21 protein-coding genes are annotated in these 19,211 nt (G+C 32.4%); 1 reads left to right on the top strand and 20 read right to left on the bottom strand.

Annotation, left to right across the window (positions count from 1 at the left end; all coding sequences use genetic code 11):
• Window positions 1–94 precede the first annotated feature (94 nt).
• The 18 genes from ACW5R3_RS12075 to rpsO all read right to left on the bottom strand — a co-directional run bounded on the left by ACW5R3_RS12075 (window position 95) and on the right by rpsO (window position 16,013).
• Window positions 95–907, bottom strand: coding sequence for a metallophosphoesterase (locus tag ACW5R3_RS12075; protein WP_456577273.1), 813 nt, complete (start codon window positions 905–907; stop codon window positions 95–97).
• Window positions 908–937: 30 nt separating this feature from the next.
• Window positions 938–1,966, bottom strand: coding sequence for a serine hydrolase domain-containing protein (locus ACW5R3_RS12070; RefSeq protein ID WP_456577272.1), 1,029 nt, complete (start codon window positions 1,964–1,966; stop codon window positions 938–940).
• Between the two features lie 185 nt (window positions 1,967–2,151).
• Window positions 2,152–2,475 (bottom strand): hypothetical protein, encoded by a 324-nt coding sequence (locus ACW5R3_RS12065; RefSeq protein ID WP_456577271.1) that lies wholly within the window; start codon window positions 2,473–2,475, stop codon window positions 2,152–2,154.
• Between the two features lie 191 nt (window positions 2,476–2,666).
• Window positions 2,667–3,107 carry an SRPBCC family protein gene (locus ACW5R3_RS12060; protein ID WP_456577270.1) on the bottom strand — a complete coding sequence of 147 codons (441 nt, stop codon included), beginning with the start codon at window positions 3,105–3,107 and terminating at the stop codon, window positions 2,667–2,669.
• A 58-nt stretch (window positions 3,108–3,165) separates the two neighbouring features.
• Window positions 3,166–3,735, bottom strand: coding sequence for a Crp/Fnr family transcriptional regulator (locus ACW5R3_RS12055; RefSeq protein ID WP_456577269.1), 570 nt, complete (start codon window positions 3,733–3,735; stop codon window positions 3,166–3,168).
• A gap of 107 nt (window positions 3,736–3,842) precedes the next feature.
• Window positions 3,843–4,370, bottom strand: a complete 528-nt coding sequence (locus tag ACW5R3_RS12050; protein WP_456577268.1) for a hypothetical protein — start codon at window positions 4,368–4,370, stop codon at window positions 3,843–3,845.
• A 215-nt stretch (window positions 4,371–4,585) separates the two neighbouring features.
• A complete protein-coding gene (locus ACW5R3_RS12045) occupies window positions 4,586–5,404 on the bottom strand; it encodes an alpha/beta hydrolase (RefSeq protein WP_456577267.1) in 819 nt (272 codons plus the stop codon).
• Window positions 5,405–5,490: 86 nt separating this feature from the next.
• The gene (locus tag ACW5R3_RS12040) at window positions 5,491–6,060 is read right to left on the bottom strand and encodes a Crp/Fnr family transcriptional regulator (protein WP_456577266.1); all 570 of its coding nucleotides are present in this window, start codon (window positions 6,058–6,060) and stop codon (window positions 5,491–5,493) included.
• Window positions 6,061–6,196: 136 nt separating this feature from the next.
• Window positions 6,197–7,129: a hypothetical protein gene (locus ACW5R3_RS12035; protein WP_456577265.1), complete on the bottom strand. Its 933-nt coding sequence runs from the start codon at window positions 7,127–7,129 to the stop codon at window positions 6,197–6,199.
• 196 nt (window positions 7,130–7,325) lie between these two features.
• Complete coding sequence (locus tag ACW5R3_RS12030) at window positions 7,326–8,066, bottom strand: pirin family protein (RefSeq protein WP_456577264.1); 741 nt, start codon at window positions 8,064–8,066, stop codon at window positions 7,326–7,328.
• A gap of 67 nt (window positions 8,067–8,133) precedes the next feature.
• Window positions 8,134–8,757: an isochorismatase family protein gene (locus tag ACW5R3_RS12025; RefSeq protein WP_456577263.1), complete on the bottom strand. Its 624-nt coding sequence runs from the start codon at window positions 8,755–8,757 to the stop codon at window positions 8,134–8,136.
• Window positions 8,758–8,872: 115 nt separating this feature from the next.
• Window positions 8,873–9,247, bottom strand: coding sequence for a DoxX family protein (locus ACW5R3_RS12020; RefSeq protein ID WP_456577262.1), 375 nt, complete (start codon window positions 9,245–9,247; stop codon window positions 8,873–8,875).
• Window positions 9,248–10,012: 765 nt separating this feature from the next.
• Window positions 10,013–10,477, bottom strand: a complete 465-nt coding sequence (locus ACW5R3_RS12015) for a Crp/Fnr family transcriptional regulator (protein ID WP_456577261.1) — start codon at window positions 10,475–10,477, stop codon at window positions 10,013–10,015.
• A gap of 479 nt (window positions 10,478–10,956) precedes the next feature.
• On the bottom strand, window positions 10,957–11,583 hold the full coding sequence (locus ACW5R3_RS12010; RefSeq protein WP_456577260.1) for a hypothetical protein: 627 nt from the start codon (window positions 11,581–11,583) through the stop codon (window positions 10,957–10,959).
• Between the two features lie 185 nt (window positions 11,584–11,768).
• The gene (locus tag ACW5R3_RS12005; protein WP_456577259.1) at window positions 11,769–12,350 is read right to left on the bottom strand and encodes a hypothetical protein; all 582 of its coding nucleotides are present in this window, start codon (window positions 12,348–12,350) and stop codon (window positions 11,769–11,771) included.
• 93 nt (window positions 12,351–12,443) lie between these two features.
• Window positions 12,444–13,028, bottom strand: coding sequence for a hypothetical protein (locus ACW5R3_RS12000; RefSeq protein ID WP_456577258.1), 585 nt, complete (start codon window positions 13,026–13,028; stop codon window positions 12,444–12,446).
• Window positions 13,029–13,311: 283 nt separating this feature from the next.
• Window positions 13,312–15,567, bottom strand: a complete 2,256-nt coding sequence (locus ACW5R3_RS11995; protein WP_456577257.1) for a polyribonucleotide nucleotidyltransferase — start codon at window positions 15,565–15,567, stop codon at window positions 13,312–13,314.
• A 176-nt stretch (window positions 15,568–15,743) separates the two neighbouring features.
• A complete protein-coding gene (gene rpsO, locus ACW5R3_RS11990) occupies window positions 15,744–16,013 on the bottom strand; it encodes a 30S ribosomal protein S15 (RefSeq protein ID WP_456578835.1) in 270 nt (89 codons plus the stop codon).
• A gap of 314 nt (window positions 16,014–16,327) precedes the next feature.
• Between rpsO and ACW5R3_RS11985 the strand changes: the two genes are divergently transcribed.
• Window positions 16,328–16,897 carry a hypothetical protein gene (locus ACW5R3_RS11985; protein ID WP_456577256.1) on the top strand — a complete coding sequence of 190 codons (570 nt, stop codon included), beginning with the start codon at window positions 16,328–16,330 and terminating at the stop codon, window positions 16,895–16,897.
• Between the two features lie 246 nt (window positions 16,898–17,143).
• Here the strand turns inward: ACW5R3_RS11985 and accD are convergent, their stop codons facing one another.
• Entirely contained in the window at window positions 17,144–18,001 is an 858-nt protein-coding gene (gene accD / locus ACW5R3_RS11980; RefSeq protein ID WP_456577255.1) for an acetyl-CoA carboxylase, carboxyltransferase subunit beta, read from the bottom strand.
• A gap of 125 nt (window positions 18,002–18,126) precedes the next feature.
• Entirely contained in the window at window positions 18,127–19,194 is a 1,068-nt protein-coding gene (gene fbaA / locus ACW5R3_RS11975) for a class II fructose-bisphosphate aldolase (protein ID WP_456577254.1), read from the bottom strand.
• Window positions 19,195–19,211: the final 17 nt, after the last annotated feature.

Genomic DNA, 19,211 nt, shown 5'->3' with positions numbered 1-19,211 from the left:
ATTTAGTAAATAAAAACCGAATAGAAAATCAGCGAGGATTTTCATAAGTAAGCTAGAATTAGGTAATTATTAGTATAAGGTGTTGCCAGTGGTTCTATATATCCATTTCTACCATTTCGGCTCTTGCACCAAATCGGATCGGTAAAATACTTGTTCCAATTCCCTTTGATATATACATTTTAGGTTCTGACTCTTTATACCAACCTTTTAAATACTTGCCACTTCCTTGAGGTTTAAAAGGAACGATTCCTAAAAATGTAATCTGTCCTCCGTGAGTATGACCCGACAGTACTAAATCAATATTTAAATTCTCTTTTTGTTTTGTAATTATATCTCTGTGTTCTGGGCAATGAGACAAAACGATATTGGTTTCGGTTTGTTTTAAATTCTCAATTGCTTTTCTGAAATCAGCATGTCCACCAAGTAAATCGTCAATTCCAATTATTGAGATTTCACGATTTTTAATTGAAATACTTCTGTTCTCGTTTATTAATAATTCGCAATTATTTTTAGAATAGATATTTTTAAGTTTTGTTAAATCGACTTTCCCCCAGTATTCCCAATTTCCTGTAATCGCATACTTTTTTATAGAAGTATCTATCAATTGCAAAAATTCATTCAGCGAATCTATTTTTTCAGTTTTGTCAACGGAATCTCCAGTTATAAATATTAAATCAGGTTTAATTGAATTTATTTTTTTTACAATGGATTTATGAAAATATCTTAATTGGTTAAAATGTAAATCCGAAATTTGAATGATTTTTATTTTGTCTTTTTCCGATTTTGAAATGTCAAAGTAATTCCAGTCAATTACATATTTCTCAAACCAAAGTGAGTCTAAAAGAACTAATCCCATTGTGGCTAAAATTCCTCTTTTAATAAATTTTCTTCTGGTTAAGTTGGTCATTTCTTAAATTACTTATACGCCGTGTTGTAGCTAGTTTTTCTTTCTAATTATTTTTACAATTCGGTTAATTATAATTTCTGATAAATTCCATTCATAACCTTCAAAATCTGTTGTGTTTATAAATTGAACGACCACCGCATCTATATCTTTGTGGTATTCAGCCAAGCTTTGATAACCAACCACTAAACCGCCGTGATTGTATTCGTAAGGATAGATTTCTTGTTCTCCTTCTTCAAACACCGAACCATCATTTAAGGCTCTAATAAAGATGGCAACATCTTCTGCTGTTGCCAACATTCCATTATCACGTGCCTTAAAGTCTTCTTCAATTCCTACATAATATCCGCTCATTACATCTTTCATATCCACTTCAGTAATTGAAAAGTAGGTGTTTTTTAACTCTAGCGGAATTAATATTTTTTCTTTGATATATTCATTGTGATTGTATCCTAAAACCTTATCTAAAATCCTACGAAGCAACAAATAATTTGTGTTTGAATATTCGTATCCTTGGTCTGGTTTAAAACTAGCAGGTAGGTCTAAAGCAAAATCTAAAGCATTTTTGCTGTTTTCCTCTTCGTTTTCCCAAAACATTGGGTTGTTGGTAAAGTTTGGAATTCCAGACCGGTGTTGAATCATCATTTTTAATGTAATTTCATCGGCATTTTCTATTTTTCCTTTTAGTTCGGGGAGATAATGGGTTAATGATTTATTAAAAGACAAACGTTTTTCTTTGACCAATTTTGTAGCTGCTACAGCTGTATACAACTTACTAATACTAGCAATTTTGAATAATGATTTAGGGTCGGCTAGAATTTTATTTTCTCTATCCTTCCAACCGCCAGTATAGAACTGAGGTTGTTTTCCAGCTTGGTCTAGGTAAACAATCATACCATCAAACCCATAATCTATTGCTTCATTTACTTGTTCTTGAACGGTGTCTGGTAACGGTAATATCCAAGCCTTTACCAAGATCCAAGGAACGAAAAATAATGAAACCACAGTTCCAATTAGCAATATTGCTCTTACAATCCATTTGGCCTTTTTGTTTGTTATCATTTTTCTGTTTCAGTCCTAGCTTTTATGTTTGTTTTTAAATTAACTACAACGGCTTCGTACAACCTTCAGTTATGGGGTAAATTAGCGATAATTTTCTGTATAGCATAGGCTATAGCCATTCCGAGTAGACTCGGGCTTAATCGAATCGGTAGTAATTGTAGCTATACATTGTTTGATTTAATGTTTTATGTTGAGATTTCTTTTTCAATAAGATGTTTTTTTAGCTTTAATTCACGCAGCTTTTTTTCTAATTTATTTTTTCCTATTGAATATCCAATTGGATATGTAATTGCATAAAATGCAGCACTAAATAATACCGCATTTTGATATTCCCATGTCTCAATCATAGGGCTTCTTCCTCGTTTACCAGGTAAATATGGAAAAAGTAAAGAGAATCCAAGTCCTAATATAATACCGAGTGGAATCCGTTTTTTCATTCGGTCAAGTTTCTTCCGACAATCTAACATTTCTGATTCTACATTTTTTATTCGGTCTTTTATTTCTTTCAATTTTTATTTGGGTTTACATTAAACTTGAAGTGTCTGCATAATTTTAGTTGCGCGTTCAAGCCCCTAATTTAGTATTTAATTTTATACGGTTTTAACCACCGTTTTTTTATTTGCATTTTGTTTCTAATATTTTCCCTTTTTGATAATTAATATTTCAGATATTTTTGAGTTTGGCACTTAACCCTTATTAATTATAGCCGTTGTTGTGCGTAGTGTTTTTCCGCACGTAATTTTAATTCTTTGTTCATTAGTTCAAAACCGTTTTTTGTGTTTTTATCCAAGCTCCTAGCAAATAATTTGACTAATATTCCGCTAAAATTTTCGCTCTGCTCAAAATTGGTCGTTCCATTTCCGTTGTCGGTTAGTTTGAATTTATGTTCTCCGTCAAAAAGTCCTTTGAACCAAAGATGGCCAAGCCATTTTAATTCTGTATTTTCTTTAATGCTTAATACGATGGGTTTAAAGGTCATTCCTTGCAATTCTACTTTGATTTTGTTTGCAACTTTTACTTCTCCAGTAACCGACTTAATAAATGAATTCCATTCGGGATAATTCTCAAAGTCGGTAAGTATTTTCCAAATTCTCTCTTTACTTGCGTTTATCGTAATCGATGTTTTTATTTGCTTTGCCATAATGTTTGTTTTGTCAGACAAAGTTCGGGTCAAATAGTGTTCTTGCTCTTGACAAAAATCAAGAAATCTTTTTATTTCTTATTCGGCTGAAAGTTTCAGGAGACATTCCTAACATTGAAGCAAGATATTGCAATGGAACTTGATTAAAAAGCTCTTTGTTCTCCTCAAAAAGTTTGTCGTAACGTTCTTCTGCACTTAGCGATAAATGACTGAATACTCTATCTTCTAATTGAACGAAACATCTTGCAATAAACTGTTTCTCCATTTCAGCCCAATTCGGAACTAAATTGTTCAAAAGAGTGTAGTTCTCTTTATCAATAGTATAAAGTTGACAGTCGGTTAACGCCTGAATATTCCACTTTGCACGCTGTTTAAAGCTAAAACTGTATAAGTCGGTTATGAAATAGCCTTTTGTAGAAATCCATTGCGTAATCTCTTTGTTATTGGCTTTCGCAAAAACTCGAATAAAACCACTTCTCACAAAACTTAATTTTTCGCAATATTGTCCAGATTTTATAAAATAATCACCTTTTTTGAGTTCTGACTCTGTGAATAAGGACGTTATTTTGTCTATATCCTGATTTGTAATTCCAAAGTAGGAGGTAATATATTTTTGTAATTCTGTCAATTTTCTAAATGTTCTTTTGTGTTGAGTTTAACGGTTTTGTGTATGAATTCGTTGTGTGTTTCAGCAACTAATTTAGTATTTAATTTTATACGGTATTACCCACAGTTTTAATCAAAACTCGGGCTATATGTTTCAGATTTTAAATCAATGTTTTTAGTTAAAAAGTCAACAATCAGTTTTGCGTTTTCTTGTTTTTTCAAATCCATTAATTCCGTTTTACTTGTATGAGATTCGTTTAACAGGTAAACATAAAATTTATAAAAACTATGTTTACCTGAAGGATACACAATTCCAACGGAAGGAAGGTTTTGTGACTTTCCTAGTTTTAGGACAGACACTATGGGTTTGTTATTAAGGTCAATTTGTTGTTTGAAAATCAGTTTTCCAAAAGAAAAATATGCTTTAAAAAGCCCTTTGTTATTGGCTATAATTCCTTTTTTTGAAACAATAAAAGTTAGTATTCCAACGACAAATACTATAAGAAGTATTGTAATTAATAAGCTAATAATGTCCTTGTTAGGATAATTAACTTTTTCAGTAATATAGAAAATCCCAATCCCAATAATCAATATTATTGACATGTGGATTTTTTGTGTCAGGTTTAAATTATATTCAGAAATTATTCTTTTTTCCAATGTTTTGATTTAAGTATAGTGAACGGTTTGCATAAGAAACGTAGTGCAGCTAAATAGTTGTACTTTGTGTTTTAAGACTTAACCAAATATAAATATTTAGCTTTTATTTTTCTCTTAAATGCCCAGTTTTATATCTGAGGAACTTGTAAATATGTACGGAACTTCAAGTTTACCACAAGCTGCGCTATGTTTTCCATTAAATGTTAGGACTAATTTTACTCTATCCAGTCTGTAATGTAATCTACTATTTCTAACCAATTATTTTCTTCCATCATCCAATGGGCATTCTTTTCAAATACCTTTATTTCTGAATTTAACTTGTACTTTTTAGATAGTTTTTCAGCAATCTTAACCGGTGAAGCATTATCCATTCCTCCTGAAACAATCAAAATAGGAACATCAATTTTTGAATATTTTATTTTGTTCGGTTTTTTTCCAAATATATTTTTTATCCAGATCATTTCTTTCATTACCAAGCCCGACTCGTAGGTCATTTTTGAATAAACCTCTTTTTGTTTCGTTTCAGGTAAGTTGTGTAACATGCCATTAACAGCTTGTTCGAATGTAGGTTTTGTTACATTCAATTTTAAATGCGCAACATCATTAACCCATTTTACGGACTTTCTGCTTTCTGCAGGTGGCATCATTCCATAATTTGCTGGTGGAGCAATTAAAATCATTTTTTCAATTAACCCTTCCATAGCTAGTCGTTGAGCAATAATGCATCCCATTGAATGCGCCACTATGATTGGCGGATTATTAAGAGATGAAACAATATCTTTAATTTCATTTACATAATCTTCCATACTGACACCAATCAAAAAATCATTTTGTTTGGTTGTGTGATAGCTAAATGTTGGTGATAGAGTCTTATATTCTTTTTCGGAAAAGTGAGCTTTGTAATTGTTCCAAACAGCTCCTGTAGACCAAGCTCCGTGTATAAATATTACGGTTTTTTTGTCGTCATTTGTGCTCTGAGCATTTCCTGTTAAATTCATAGTTACCGCGATTAAGAATAATACGATTGTTTTCATAATTTATTTTTTAAATGATTATGATACAAAAGTACAGGGAGGCACAAGTCAATCTTGTTAACCTATGGTAACAAATGAATTTGAGATTAATTATTTTGCTTTCTAATTCTGCTTAATGATTGAGGTGTTATACCTAAATATGAAGCCACCAAGTATTGAGGAACCCTTTGCGGTAAGGTTGTTCTGTTCTTTATCAGTTTTTCATAGCGTGTTTTAGCATCATCAATGACTAAGGATACAGCTTTGTCGTGCCAATTTTTGAATAATGATTCAGCTATTAATCTTCCAACACGTTCAAAAGAATGTTTTTGGGCATACAAATCGGATAAGTCCTTATGCTTTATAACCAATATTTCAGAGTCCTCTAAACACCTAACATCTTTTTCAGCAGGTTGATTGTCTATGAAGTTCTTGTAATCAGCAATGAATTCATTCTCTAACGAAAACTCATCAATTATTTCATTTCCATCAGTATTGTAAACACACATTAAACAGCCTTTAATAATAAATCCTATGTAATCGCATTTCTTTCCTTCTTCAATAAAGAGGTTACCTTTTTTTAGCTGTATTGGTTTAAATTTAGATAAGAAAATATCCAAATCCTCAATTTCTAAAGGCAAAAATTGTCCGATATGTTGTTTTATTTCGTCTGTCATTTTTAATCTGTCTAACAGGATTGTATATGAAAAGTATGTGATTTTGGATGATATTAAATCAAAAATGCGGTTTTTCTAATGGCCATGTGTTCGTAAAAAGTTTGCTTCGTTTGTTCTTAGGGAACGGATGTTAGACTTAGTTTTTGTCATCTAATTTACCGTCTAGCCAGTGAATCGTGTTTAATAGTAACTGATGGTTCTCTTTTGCTTCTTCAGAATTCATTCCTACCTTAATACGATTTGGTCCAGCCAATTGTGCACTAAACATAGCAGCTTCGCCAAAAACAGCAATTTTTCCGCTGCCAAAAGTCATTATAGCTCCTTGAGATAGCCCTTTTGCAGCAAAACGCTTTACTTTTTCATTGAAAACCCACATGGTGTCAACCAAATGGACTGTGTAGGTTTCATCTAATTTCATTAATGATTTTGCGTTTTTTGGGATTTTAAATCCTTGTCCCGTGAAAGATCTTACGCTATTAACCGCTTCTTCTGTATTTCTTCCTTTCGTAATTACATTGTTCTTTAATGTTCCTGTGGCTTTATCAAAATCTATTATTCCTCTTAAGGAGTCATCCATTACAAAGCTATCATAAAAATCAAAACCAAATTCTTTGGCTAATTCCGATGCAGCTCCTGCAAATGGCATATGGTCTGCAATAATGAGAAGGGAACCTCCTTTTTTTACCCATTGTTTTAAATTTTGAATTTCATTTTGAGAAAAAGCACTTCTTGTAGGTGTTACAATTGGGCGAGACATTTCATCCGGTAATGCATTGGCAATAACCAAAATTTGAATGTCTTTTAGCGTAGTTGTATCAAATTTATCACTATTTCCTTTTATTCGATAGCCATCAGATTTTAAAAGTTGAGCAAATGAAAAATACCTTCCATCTTTAGTGTGAAAATTATTATGTCCTTCATCAATATGAATAATGTTTCCATTTTGATTGGGGTACATTTTGTCTCTTATTTCTACCTTGTATAGAGAGTCGGCTATCTGTTGAGAAAACGACTGTATACTATTTAGGAAGGTTAGGACAGAAACGAATACGTATACATGTTTTTTCATTTAGATATAATTAAGCCTAATGTTGGTTTCTGGTTTGTTTTGCCTACTCGCTACGTTCGGTGTGTAGTGTGGTTAAGCAACTAAGTTAGCAAATAAAAACTGAATAGGAAATTCATAGGTTTTTTGACAGTAGGCGAGAAGTAGCTATGAATTATAAACTTTGCTAGCCACAGTTATTTTATATCTAATGAGTATATTAATTTGCGAAAAGTCCATTTTTTGAAACTTCAGAAGTTTTGTCCATAATAAATAAAATTAAATCTGCTTGCTGTTTTGATTTAACGGTTAAATTTTCACCTTCAAAGATTACAGCATCTCTTGTTTTAAGATCTGTATTGTTAGACAATTCTAAGTCGCCTTTAAACACATAAAGATAGCCTACTTGATTCGCTGTTAATTTAGGTAGTTCTACTTCTACATTGTCTTGTAATCTGGTATCGAACACTTCGATATCGGAGTTGATTTTTAATGGCGCATTAGATGTTTCATTGGCGCCTATTAATCGCCATTTATTCAAACTGTATATGTCTTCAAATTGATGAAACTGCACTTTAGGCTGTAATTCATCTTTTCTTGGTCTCATAAATATTTGAAGCATTTCTGTAATTTCTCCTTCTTTGGGTACAGACTCTTCATGATAAAATCCAGAGCCAGCATTCATCATCATTAAATATTGGTTGCTTATAACAATATTATTGCCATCACTATCTTTATGTATCATTTCTCCTATTCTTACATACGAGAGAATTTCATCGTTTTTATGCAAATGCATGGGTACAACCATTTTACCTTCTAGTGTAGCGTGATCTATTCTGCCTAATTGATATAACCCATGATCGTTGTGGTTTGGTAACGGATTACCTATTTCAAGCAAGCGGATTATAAATTTGCCTCTATCTATTATTCTTTGTTGTGATGCGGGAATGATTTTAATCATACTATTAATTTTTTAAAAAGGTAGCTATCATAGAATACCTACCTTTTTTTAATGTTATTTTTATTTATTAGCTGCTTTTTGTGCGGCTGCTAAATAGATGGCCGTATGCTTGTAAATGTTCTGCATATAAACCTCCTAAAGCTTGACCAGTTGGATTACGCCAATCTTTTTGTAATTCTGCAGAAACAGACATCCAACTTGTTACTTTTGCGCCTGCTTGTGTAAGTCTAGCAACTGTAGTGGTTTGTGCAATTTCACTCCAAGTACCAGACGAGTCTATTACTGCGTATACATCATAACCTTCTGCTAATGCCGATAATGTAGGGAAAAGCACACAAACATCTGTAGATACTCCTGCGATAATTAGTTTTTTTCTTCCTGTGGCTTCAACAGCTGCTTTAAATTCTGTATTATCCCAAGCATTAATTTCTCCTCCTCGAGAAATATATGGAGCGTCTGCGTGTAACTCTGCAATCTCTGGTAAAAGAGGTCCATTAGCACCATCTTCTGCACTTGTGGTTAAAACAGTAGGTAAGTTAAATATCTTCCCAATTTTAGCAATAGCTAAAGCATTGTTTTTCCAAGTTTCCGGACTCATATCTCTTACACATTGTGCTAATCCTGTTTGATGGTCTACTAATAATAAAGCTGCGTTTTCTGAATTCAGTGTTTCAAATTTATAATCTTTCATTGTTTTATGTTTTTTTGTTTAATAAAATGGTGCTTGGCTTACTAGCAATAACTGTTATCTCTAATTATTTAGAAATTGGTTAGGGTTAAAAGCACGTTTTTTTTATAGATTACTATTATTTTAAAATCTTAGGAAATCGTAGAGCAGTACCAGCATATAATAGTACAGATACAAGTATTCCCGCTATTGGAGGTTTACCAGCAACAACTTCTGCAACAATAACGCCTCCTACAAAAGAGCATAATAAATAAAATCCTAATTTTTGTGTTTTCGGAATCCAGTACAATGCCAGTATGATGAGTTCAAGAATACCGACAAATAGCGTTTTATCGCCCCAATTGGTTACCGCATTCATGTTTTCTACAATAGGTGCTGCCAGAAATAACTTCATGACTCCAGCCATGATAATTTGAACACTAAATAGGATTGACATTGCGTAGCCTGCTATTTTTTGTGTTTTTGAAATACTTGTGTCGTGATAATTTGCCATGTTAACTTTTTAAATGATTTATAATGATGCAAAGATGCCATCATCTAAAAAGCTGTGCATTAATGTAGATTAAGAAATAAAAAAACCGACTATTTTTAAGTCGGTTTCTTTATTTTTACGAAAGTCTTCCAGTGTAATGATTAGTTAATGAACCATCATTTTTAATGATTATTTAGTTATTTTCTTAACCAAATAGCGAATCTTTTTGAAAGAAAACCAAGTATAATACTCATTATTGGAACAACAATTATAGTTATAAGGAGTGTTTTTAAAAGAAGATTCCAATTATTAATAAAAGGCATTAGAATAAAAAAAACGATATTTACTAATGGATAAATTATCATCCAAGTTAACAGCATCATTTTCCATTTTTTTGGTGGTTTCATTTTATGTTTTTTTAATCTGTTTAGGTGATAGATTTGTATAGATCACTTTTTATTACGTATAGACATTCTGTCCATTATTTGAAGAAAGTTCAGGATTACAGAGTTTTTTGTATCTGATTTTGGTGATGTAATAATCCACTCTGAAACATCAGGTGTTTTTCAAGGAGAGGTATTGTCCGAATTAACTTCATGAATCTAGCCATGATAATTTGAATACTAAATAGAATAGATATTGCGTAGCTTGCTATTTTCTGTGTCTTTGAAATACTTGTATCATGGTAATTTGCCATGTTAACTTTTTAAATGATTTATAATGATGCAAAGATGCCATTATCTAAAAAGCTGTGCATTAATGTAGATTAAGAAAAGAAAAAAGCGACTATTTTTTAAGTCGATTTTTTTTAACGGTAGAAAGTGCCTCAGGTGTAATGCCTAGATAAGAAGCAATCATTTTTTGAGGAACACGCTGTAAAATATCGGGGTAGGTTTCTATAAAATCTTCATACCGTTCGATTGCCGTAGCACTCATTAATTTAATAATTCTGTTTTGTAATACAGAGACACGCTTAATTAATTTATTAGAATCCATAATAATAGGATCATTTTTTTCGATAGGAATAATAACAGAATCTTCTAGAGCATCAATAAATAACTGACAAGGTTCATCTATTGAAACACCATCTCCAATAAGCCAATTTTCTGGAGCAAACATAAAAATATGTTCTTTCCCATTTTCATCAATAGAATAACTTCTTAATAAGCCAGACTCAACTAAATAAACCTTACTGTTTAAGTCTTCGGCACTTTGTAGAATGTCTCTTTTATTCGCTTTAATCCTTTTCAAATCGTGTAATTTTTATTAGCCTTATATTAGTCCTCTAATTCATAGCTAATTTAACAAGTTAAAACCATATAGAAAACCTGTTAGAGTTTTAAAAACAGGACAGAAGCAAACAATTAATTATAGGTGGTATTTGTTTAAGCTTATTTTTGTTTGGTAAATATTTAGCTTGGTAATGTGTTGGTTTCTGGTTTGTTTCACCTTTTTGCAACGTCCAGTGTTTGTTGTACGGTTAAGGAACTAAGTTAGCAAATAAAAACCGAATAGGGAGTTTGTATGTGTTTATTGGATAGTTGGTAATTGTAAACGGTTGTAGTTTGTTAGAGGCTATAGTATAGTTCTGCTATCTCAAATTCCGTTAAACCTGAATTATAAATTCTAACGTCATCAATTGTGCCTTTAAAAGTATCTTAAGAGTAAAGCGTTAAAAGTAGTAGTCCTAAAAGTAAAAAAGGGTTTTCATTATTGAATGATGTTTTTTTTTATTTAAAATACTTCTTTGCTTTCTCTAAAATTTCATATTTGCTGTGTTCTCCTAAAAAATAATAGAACTTTCCGTCTGGCTTGATTAGTATAAAATTTCCATATGGTACTTCATAGGTGAAAAATAATTTTTCAAATAAATTAGCTTTATCTGTTTTCCAATTAATCTTTTTTTGATGAAAATATTTAAGATTGTCGGATTCAGGTGAACTTATCCAAAATTGACTTATATCAGCAATTTTATGAAGTTTTACCAAATAGTCTTTATTTAAAACATTCCAAGTAGATCTTGATTTGGTATTGTCAGCTTTTTTGGGAAACGCGGTTAAATAATTTATTACAATATTTTGAGTAGAATCGATTGACTTTTTGGTTAAGTCCGATAAATACGATTTTAAATCCTCGAAGGTTTTTTTGTCTAGATGACCGAATTTTTGGCGTTTAATTAATAACGCTATTTGAATGGAATCATTATCAAAATATAAATCAAGATTGTCTCTGTTTTTTTTTGTTTCAATAAATTCTTGTTGGTTTATTTCTTTGCCTGCTTCGTTATAATAAATCATCGGTTTTTGCTGTCCCAATATTACAGAAGTGAAGAAGATGAAAATAAAAATGAATCTCATAGTTTTGGTGTTATTAAATATTGAATAACAGGTTTGTATATGGTGATATTTACCTGTTTTCTACGCTTGGGAGTTACGTAGATATGCGACTAAGTTAGCAAAAAAAAACGGATTGAAGTTTTACGCGGGTTTTCCAAGTAGGCGAGTGCTAGCAATAAATTATATATGGTGTTACAAACAGTTTTTTACTCATTCAAATCATTTAAAGTTCCAGTAAAAGCCCCTGTCACTGTATTCTGATTATTAGAATAGGAAAACGTAATTGTATAAATTCCATTATTTTCGGAAATTGTTGCTTCTCCATCCGTATCATCCGAGCTTAAAGCGTCGGAAGATACATAGCTACCATTTTGAATTATAACGTTGGTATTAACTCCTGAATGGTCAATAAATGCATCATCGAAGTCAAAATTCGGATCATTAAAATCATAAATTGGATACGTAGTACTTTCTACACTTCCTGAACCTGTTACCGAAGTATACATATTGAAGTCTATCAATTGCGTTATGTTGTTCGAGTACGTGAATTCATTATTTGCATAGGAGACATCTCCGTTAGTTAATATAAAGTAAAATCTTCTTGGGTCAAGATCTGGGTCAGAACCATCAGAATTTGGGACTATAAATCCTTTTGTTAGTTGAAATGTTTGTCCATTAACAATTAATTCTCCAGATACATTAATTTGGTTTCCATTGTCATCATCTGAAGAGCATGAAAAAAATGTTAATCCAATAAAAATTATAAAAAATAAATTCAGTTTTTTCATTTGTAATTTCGGTTAAAATACTTGGTAACGTGTTATGCCCTAAATTTTTATTACTGATATTCTGTACAATAATCAGGATCTCGTTGGTTTTTGTTATTCAGTTTTTATTTTCTTTTTATTCCCGAACCTAAATTCATTCAATTGCTTTAATTCAGAAATAATTTTTTCTTTCCATTCAGCAATTTTTTTCTGATTACGACCACTTTCAGTTTCTCTCATTAATTTTAGTCGAATTTCAGAAAATTCTGCTATAATTTCGTTATTGATTTTATTTACAATGTCAAAACCTTTTGAAATTTCTCTTTTGTCTTTTAATAATCTTTTTCTGAATTTTCGTGCTTGAATTTCAGCAAGATCAAATTGCATTTGTTGAAAGTCAATTTGTTTTTCAATATTATCAACTTTTGTAGTATCTATCCAAGATGCGTTTCCTAAAAACAGATTACCAATTTTTTGATTCAGATTCCGTTTCATAAAGTCAAAACCACCAATTGAATGAGAAATCATAAATTGGCTATAAACAGCATCATTACTTTCGTTACTGATTTTGATTTTAAAATCATTTATGGTCAGTTTAGAACTTGAACTCCATCTTTTTTGTCCATCTTGTAATTCTTGTCCGAAGCTTAAATTCAAACAAGCCATGCTTATTATAATTCCTAAAAATAGTCTTTTCATTTCTGTTTTTCTCAATCTGTGGGCAACTAATGTGTTTGTCTATAGTTTGTTTCGTTTGTTAGCTACGTTCGGAGGTTGGTTTGGTTTAAGCAACTAATTTAGTAAATACAAACCGAATAGAAAATACGTGAGGGTTTTTAGTGAGTGGGGTAGTGCAAGCAATAAATTATATTTAAATTTTCTTGCCTTTAGTTTTTTTGATTTGTGAGTGATATGCCTAAAAATGAAAAAGCCTGTTTCAAGTAAATGAAACAGGCTTTAACTGTATAGGGGTTAAAAAGAATTAGTCGTTCTTTTTATTCTCTCTTGGTTTTCTATCGTCACGACGGTTATCACGGCCTCTATTATCACGAGAACCTTTATTGTCACGTCCGCCAGAACGCTTATCATCTCTTGGTGGTCTTGCTACATAACCTTCTGGTTTTGGTAACAAAGCTTTACGAGATACTTTTTCTTTACGTGTTCTTGGGTCTTGACCAAAATACTTCACATCAAAAACATCGCCCATGTTTACAACATCGGATACATTTTCTGTGCGTTCCCATGCTAATTCACTTACGTGTAATAACACTTCGTTTCCTGGAGCTTCCATGTATTCTACTACAGCACCAAAATCTAGCATTTTAATAACTTTTACTTCGTAAACACTTCCTACAACTGGCTTGAATAATAAAGCGTCTATTTTTGCCATAACAGCATCAATACCTGTGTTACCAACACCTAGAATTTCAACAATTCCTTCTTCAGTAACAGGGTCTTCATTTATTACAATAGTTGTTTCAGTTTCTTTTTGCATTTCCTGGATAACTTTTCCTCCAGGACCAATTAATGCACCAATAAACTCATTTGGTATACGTCTTGTAACCATCTTAGGAGCGTGTCCTTTAACGTCAGCATTAGGCGTAGTAATTGTATCTGTTATTTTCTCTAAGATATGTAAACGACCGTTACGAGCTTGTTTTAGTGCATTTACTAAAATCTCATAAGACAATCCTTTTACTTTAATATCCATTTGGCAAGCAGTAATACCATCGGCAGTACCCGTTACTTTAAAGTCCATATCTCCTAAGTGATCTTCATCACCTAAAATATCAGAAAGTACAGCATATTTCCCAGATTCAGCATCTGAAATTAATCCCATAGCAATACCTGAAACTGGTTTCTTTAATTGTACACCTGCATCCATCATAGCCATTGTTCCAGCACATACAGTTGCCATTGAAGACGAACCGTTTGATTCTAATATTTCTGAAACCACACGTACTGTGTAAGGACAATCATCAGGAACCATACCTTTTAAAGCACGTTGTGCTAAATTACCATGTCCTACCTCACGACGAGATGTTCCACGAATAGGTCTAGCTTCACCTGTTGAGAAAGGTGGGAAGTTGTAGTGTAAATAGAAACGTTCTTCACCTTCAAAAGATGGCATATCTATTTGGTTCGCTTCTCTACTTGTACCTAAAGTAACTGTAGCTAAAGCTTGCGTTTCTCCACGCGTAAAAATAGAAGAACCATGTGTAGATGGTAAGTAATCTACTTCACACCAGATTGGTCTAATCTCGTCAGTTTTTCTACCGTCTAAACGTAAACCTTCATTTAATGTTAAATCGCGAACAGCCGCTTTTTCAGCTTTACTGTAATACTTAGAAATTAAACCTCCAAGATCTGCTAATTCTTCTTCCGAAAAAGTAGCTTTAATACTTTCTTTTATCTCACCAAAAGCAGCTCCACGTTCGTGTTTTGCAGAACCTGCTTGTGCTACAGCATATACTTTATCATATGCCATATCGTAAATTTTCTTCTCTAACTCAGCATCTTCACGTTCTGGTTCGTATTCACGTGTTTCTTTCTTACCGAAAGCTTCCGCTAATGCAACCTGAGCAGCACACTGTACTTTAATAGCTTCGTGTGCAAACTTGATAGCCTCTGTCATTTCTTCTTCAGAAATTTCATCCATTTCACCTTCAACCATCATAACAGAATCGGCTGATGCTCCAATCATCATGTCTATATCAGACTCTTCTAATTGTGCGCGTGTTGGATTTATAACAAATTCACCATTTACACGACCAACTCTTGCTTCAGAAATTGGGCATTCAAAAGGGAAATCTGATAATTGGATAGCTGCTGAAGCTGCTAAACCAGCCATAGCGTCTGGCATAACGTTTTCGTCATGAGACATTAATTGAATCATTACCTGAGTTTCAGCATGGTAATCTTTTGGGAATAATGGACGTAATACACGATCCACTAAACGCATTGTTAATACTTCGCCGTCACTTGGTCTAGCTTCTCTTTTGAAGAAACCACCTGGGTAACGCCCTGCTGCAGCAAATTTTTCTCTGTAGTCTACTGTTAATGGTAAAAAGTCTACATCGCTTTGTTTGTAGTTGGAAACAACTGTACATAGTAGCATACAGTTTCCAGACGTAACAACAACAGAACCGTGAGCCTGTTTTGCTAATTTTCCTGTTTCGATGGAAATTTCTCTTCCATCCCCAAGGTCTATGACCTCTTTAAATACTTTTGGAATCATAAAATTTTAATTCTAATTAAACATTGGTAGTTGTGTTGTGTAGTTGTTGTGTGACCAATGAAAAACCTTTAGTCCCGAACCATTTCGGGTACTAGCTTCTTATTTACGATTTTTAAACTCTTTCGATTGAGGTAATTATAAAACAAAAAAAGAGGCGCGAAGCCTCTTAATTGTGATTATTTTCTTAATCCTAATTCCTTAATAATAGCACGATATCTTAAGACATCCTTCTTAATTAAGTAATCAAGTAACGAACGACGCTTACCTACTAACATAACTAATGAACGCTCTGTATTGTAATCTTTACGATTGTTTTTTAAGTGTTCTGTTAAGTGATTGATACGTTGTGTGAATAACGCAATTTGTCCTTCTGCACTTCCTGTATCGGTTTTCCCTTTACCGTGCTTTGCGAAAAGCTCTTGCTTCTCTTCTTTTGATAAATACATTCTAATATTATTGTAAATGATTGTTATGTACATGAAAGATTTTCTTTCAAGCTGCAAATATAGTAAATTTTAATTATTCAACCGTTTTTTAACTAAAAAAGACCGCATGAAACGGTCTCTTTTTTTATACTATAAAATCAATTTCGACAAATTAAGCTCTCAAAGGCTGATTGGTAATTAAAGCAATATATAAGTTTACTTTATTTTTTTAATTTGAACTTATAAAAAATCTACGATTTAAACTGTACAATTTGTCTATTGTTCTTTTTTTGTGTATACTATATACTGTTTAACTATTATTAAATTATTTATATATGAAGAGTGAAAAAAACTATTTTAATGTATTTATTTTAATCGTGTTTATAAGTTTTACATTACTTTCTTGTAATTCAAACGAGTCTAGTAATTCAAATAAATCTGAAGTTACAAACGAACTTTCCGAATTGAATAAAAATGGTGAAGATTATATACCTGGAATTAGATTTTTAAAAGATGAAAAAGAAAATTTAGCGTTTCTATTAAACAAGACAGATCGCGGATTTTTAAAAATGTTTGTTTTTCAAACTGAAAATATTGAAAAGTTAAATTCTTTAAAAAATTGTCATGAATGTAGTATTGAGTATTTAGATGAAAGTCTGTTTCTTAAACAAAATAAAGAAATAAAAGAGGTATATACGGTTAATGAAGCTGTTTATAAAAAATATGTTGAAGACCTAGGTAATAAGCATGTGTTTTTAGGTTTTGGAATATCTGAACACCGTGGTGTATTTTCTGTTAAAAAATCTGAAGAAAAACCTGTTAGATTTATAGATGATGTATTAATTAACAGTAATTTGTCTGACGAGCTGACATTGACAGCTTACTATAACAAAGTTGACGGGTAGGGACCTGGTAATCCTAATACTGATGATGATTGTACAAGTGGTGGTGAAGGTGCTACTAGTTGTTCAATAGATGAAGATGTAGTTGTTGCTGAAATGGTTGTTCAGTAACTTGTGGGACAGGTTATTATGCTTGTTGTAAGGCTTCTACTGTAAGGTGTGTATGTGTAGCAATAAAGAAAAGTTGAAATTAAAGTAAAAGACCGCGTAAGGCGGTCTTTTTTATACTATAAAATCAATTTCGAGATATTAGGCTCTCAAAGGCTGATTGGTAATTAAATCAATATATAAGTTTACTTTATCTTTTAGATTTTTACGGTGTGTAATAAAATCTAAGAATCCGTGTTCTAATAAGAATTCTGATGTTTGAAAATCTTCTGGAAGCTCTTTTCCTGTTGTATCTCTTACAATTCGTGGACCAGCAAAGCCAATTAAAGCTCCTGGTTCTGCAATAGTAATATCACCTAACATAGCAAATGAAGCTGTTGTTCCACCTGTAGTAGGATCTGTACATAGGGAAATATAAGGTAAGCCTGCGTCAGCTAACTGAGCTAACATAACCGATGTTTTTGCTAACTGCATTAATGATAAAGCGGCTTCCTGCATACGTGCACCTCCAGATTTGGAGATAATCATAAATGGAAGCTTTTTCTTTAAAGCATATTGCGCAGCACGGGCTATTTTTTCACCTACTACAGATCCCATAGAACCACCAACAAAACTAAAATCCATACAAGCAATAACTAAATCACTTCCTTTAGACTTTCCTACAGCTGTACGAACAGCATCGGTTAGTTGGGTTTTTTCCTGAGCCGCTTTTAAACGGTCTGGGTACTTTTTAGTATCCTCGAATTTCAAAGGATCTTTAGATTCTAATTTAGCATCTAATTCTTTGAACTTATTATCATCAAATAAAATTTCGAAGTATTCTTTACTTCCAATTCTTACGTGATAACCATCTTCAGGGCTTACATAAAAGTTTTGCTCTAGTTCTTTAGCATCTACAATTTTACCTGTAGGTGACTTATACCACAACCCTTTGGGTGTGTCTTTCTTTTCTTCCGTAGAAGTTTGAATTCCTTTTTCTTTTCGTTTAAACCAAGACATATCGATTAACGATTTTTAAGTTATGCGATAAATACATGAGCCTTAACTCTGTATTTATGTCGCGTTAGTTAGACAAGCAAAATTACATCATTAATTTTAATGAGGCCTTTTTTACTGTTTTTATTTTATAATGTGTTTACGTTGTTAAGGTCTTCAAAAGCCTTTTTTAAACGTTCAACAAAAGATACTTCCCCTTTTCGTAACCATACACGTGGGTCGTAATGTTTTTTGTTTGGTAAATCATCGCCATCAGGATTTCCTATTTGCGATTTTAAGTAATCTTGTTTTTCTAGTATATAATCACGAACACCAGATGTGAAAGCATATTGCATATCCGTATCGATATTCATTTTAATAACGCCATAACCAATAGCTTCACGAATTTCTTCAACGGTACTACCAGATCCACCATGGAAAACAAAATCGATATGATTGTGTTCTACATTATATTTTTCTGATATATGTGCCTGAGAATTTTTAAGAATTTTTGGTGTTAGTTTTACATTTCCTGGCTTGTAAACACCGTGTACATTTCCAAAAGCAGCGGCTATTGTAAACTGGTCGCTAACTTTGCTTAATTCTTCGTAAGCATATGCTACTTCTTCAGGTTGTGTATATAATTTAGAATCGTCTACATCGGTATTATCAACACCGTCTTCTTCACCACCTGTTATACCTAATTCTATTTCTAAAGTCATGCCCATTTTAGACATACGCTCTAGGTATTTTTTACAAATTTCAATATTTTCTTCTATTGGCTCTTCACTTAAATCAATCATGTGTGAGCTATAAAGCGGTTTGCCTGTTTCTTTAAAATGTTGTTCACTAGCATCTAGTAAGCCATCTATCCAGGGTAAAAGTTTTTTAGCACAATGGTCTGTATGTAAAATAACAGGAATACCATAAGCTTCAGCCATTAAATGCACATGTTTAGCACCTGCTACACAACCAGCAATTGCGGCCTTTTGGTTTTCATTACTTAAACCTTTTCCGGCATTAAAGATACCGCCACCATTAGAGAACTGAATAATTACGGGCGCATTTAAATCTCTTGCTGTTTCTAATACACCATTAATACTGCTTGAGCCAACCACGTTTACAGCTGGTAAGGCAAAGCCTTTTTCTTTGGCTAGTTTAAAAATAGCTTGAACTTCATGACCGGTAGCAACACCTGGTTTTATAGAATGTGACATAGTTTGTTGTTTTTAGT

The organism is Algorimicrobium bowmanii (genome assembly GCF_054031195.1).
The sequence above is the reverse complement of the archived record's forward strand: the minus strand, read 5'-3'. Positions and strand labels throughout refer to the sequence as shown.

Coding starts and splice junctions, on each gene's coding strand:
- ACW5R3_RS12075 (WP_456577273.1), bottom strand. CDS start 907: ATGACCAACTTAACCAGAAGAAAATTTATTAAAAGAGGAATTTTAGCC.
- ACW5R3_RS12070 (WP_456577272.1), bottom strand. CDS start 1,966: ATGATAACAAACAAAAAGGCCAAATGGATTGTAAGAGCAATATTGCTA.
- ACW5R3_RS12060 (WP_456577270.1), bottom strand. CDS start 3,107: ATGGCAAAGCAAATAAAAACATCGATTACGATAAACGCAAGTAAAGAG.
- ACW5R3_RS12045 (WP_456577267.1), bottom strand. CDS start 5,404: ATGAAAACAATCGTATTATTCTTAATCGCGGTAACTATGAATTTAACA.
- ACW5R3_RS12040 (WP_456577266.1), bottom strand. CDS start 6,060: ATGACAGACGAAATAAAACAACATATCGGACAATTTTTGCCTTTAGAA.
- ACW5R3_RS12035 (WP_456577265.1), bottom strand. CDS start 7,129: ATGAAAAAACATGTATACGTATTCGTTTCTGTCCTAACCTTCCTAAAT.
- ACW5R3_RS12030 (WP_456577264.1), bottom strand. CDS start 8,066: ATGATTAAAATCATTCCCGCATCACAACAAAGAATAATAGATAGAGGC.
- ACW5R3_RS12025 (WP_456577263.1), bottom strand. CDS start 8,757: ATGAAAGATTATAAATTTGAAACACTGAATTCAGAAAACGCAGCTTTA.
- ACW5R3_RS12020 (WP_456577262.1), bottom strand. CDS start 9,247: ATGGCAAATTATCACGACACAAGTATTTCAAAAACACAAAAAATAGCA.
- ACW5R3_RS12010 (WP_456577260.1), bottom strand. CDS start 11,583: ATGAGATTCATTTTTATTTTCATCTTCTTCACTTCTGTAATATTGGGA.
- ACW5R3_RS12005 (WP_456577259.1), bottom strand. CDS start 12,350: ATGAAAAAACTGAATTTATTTTTTATAATTTTTATTGGATTAACATTT.
- ACW5R3_RS12000 (WP_456577258.1), bottom strand. CDS start 13,028: ATGAAAAGACTATTTTTAGGAATTATAATAAGCATGGCTTGTTTGAAT.
- ACW5R3_RS11995 (WP_456577257.1), bottom strand. CDS start 15,567: ATGATTCCAAAAGTATTTAAAGAGGTCATAGACCTTGGGGATGGAAGA.
- rpsO (WP_456578835.1), bottom strand. CDS start 16,013: ATGTATTTATCAAAAGAAGAGAAGCAAGAGCTTTTCGCAAAGCACGGT.
- ACW5R3_RS11985 (WP_456577256.1), top strand. CDS start 16,328: ATGAAGAGTGAAAAAAACTATTTTAATGTATTTATTTTAATCGTGTTT.
- accD (WP_456577255.1), bottom strand. CDS start 18,001: ATGTCTTGGTTTAAACGAAAAGAAAAAGGAATTCAAACTTCTACGGAA.
- fbaA (WP_456577254.1), bottom strand. CDS start 19,194: ATGTCACATTCTATAAAACCAGGTGTTGCTACCGGTCATGAAGTTCAA.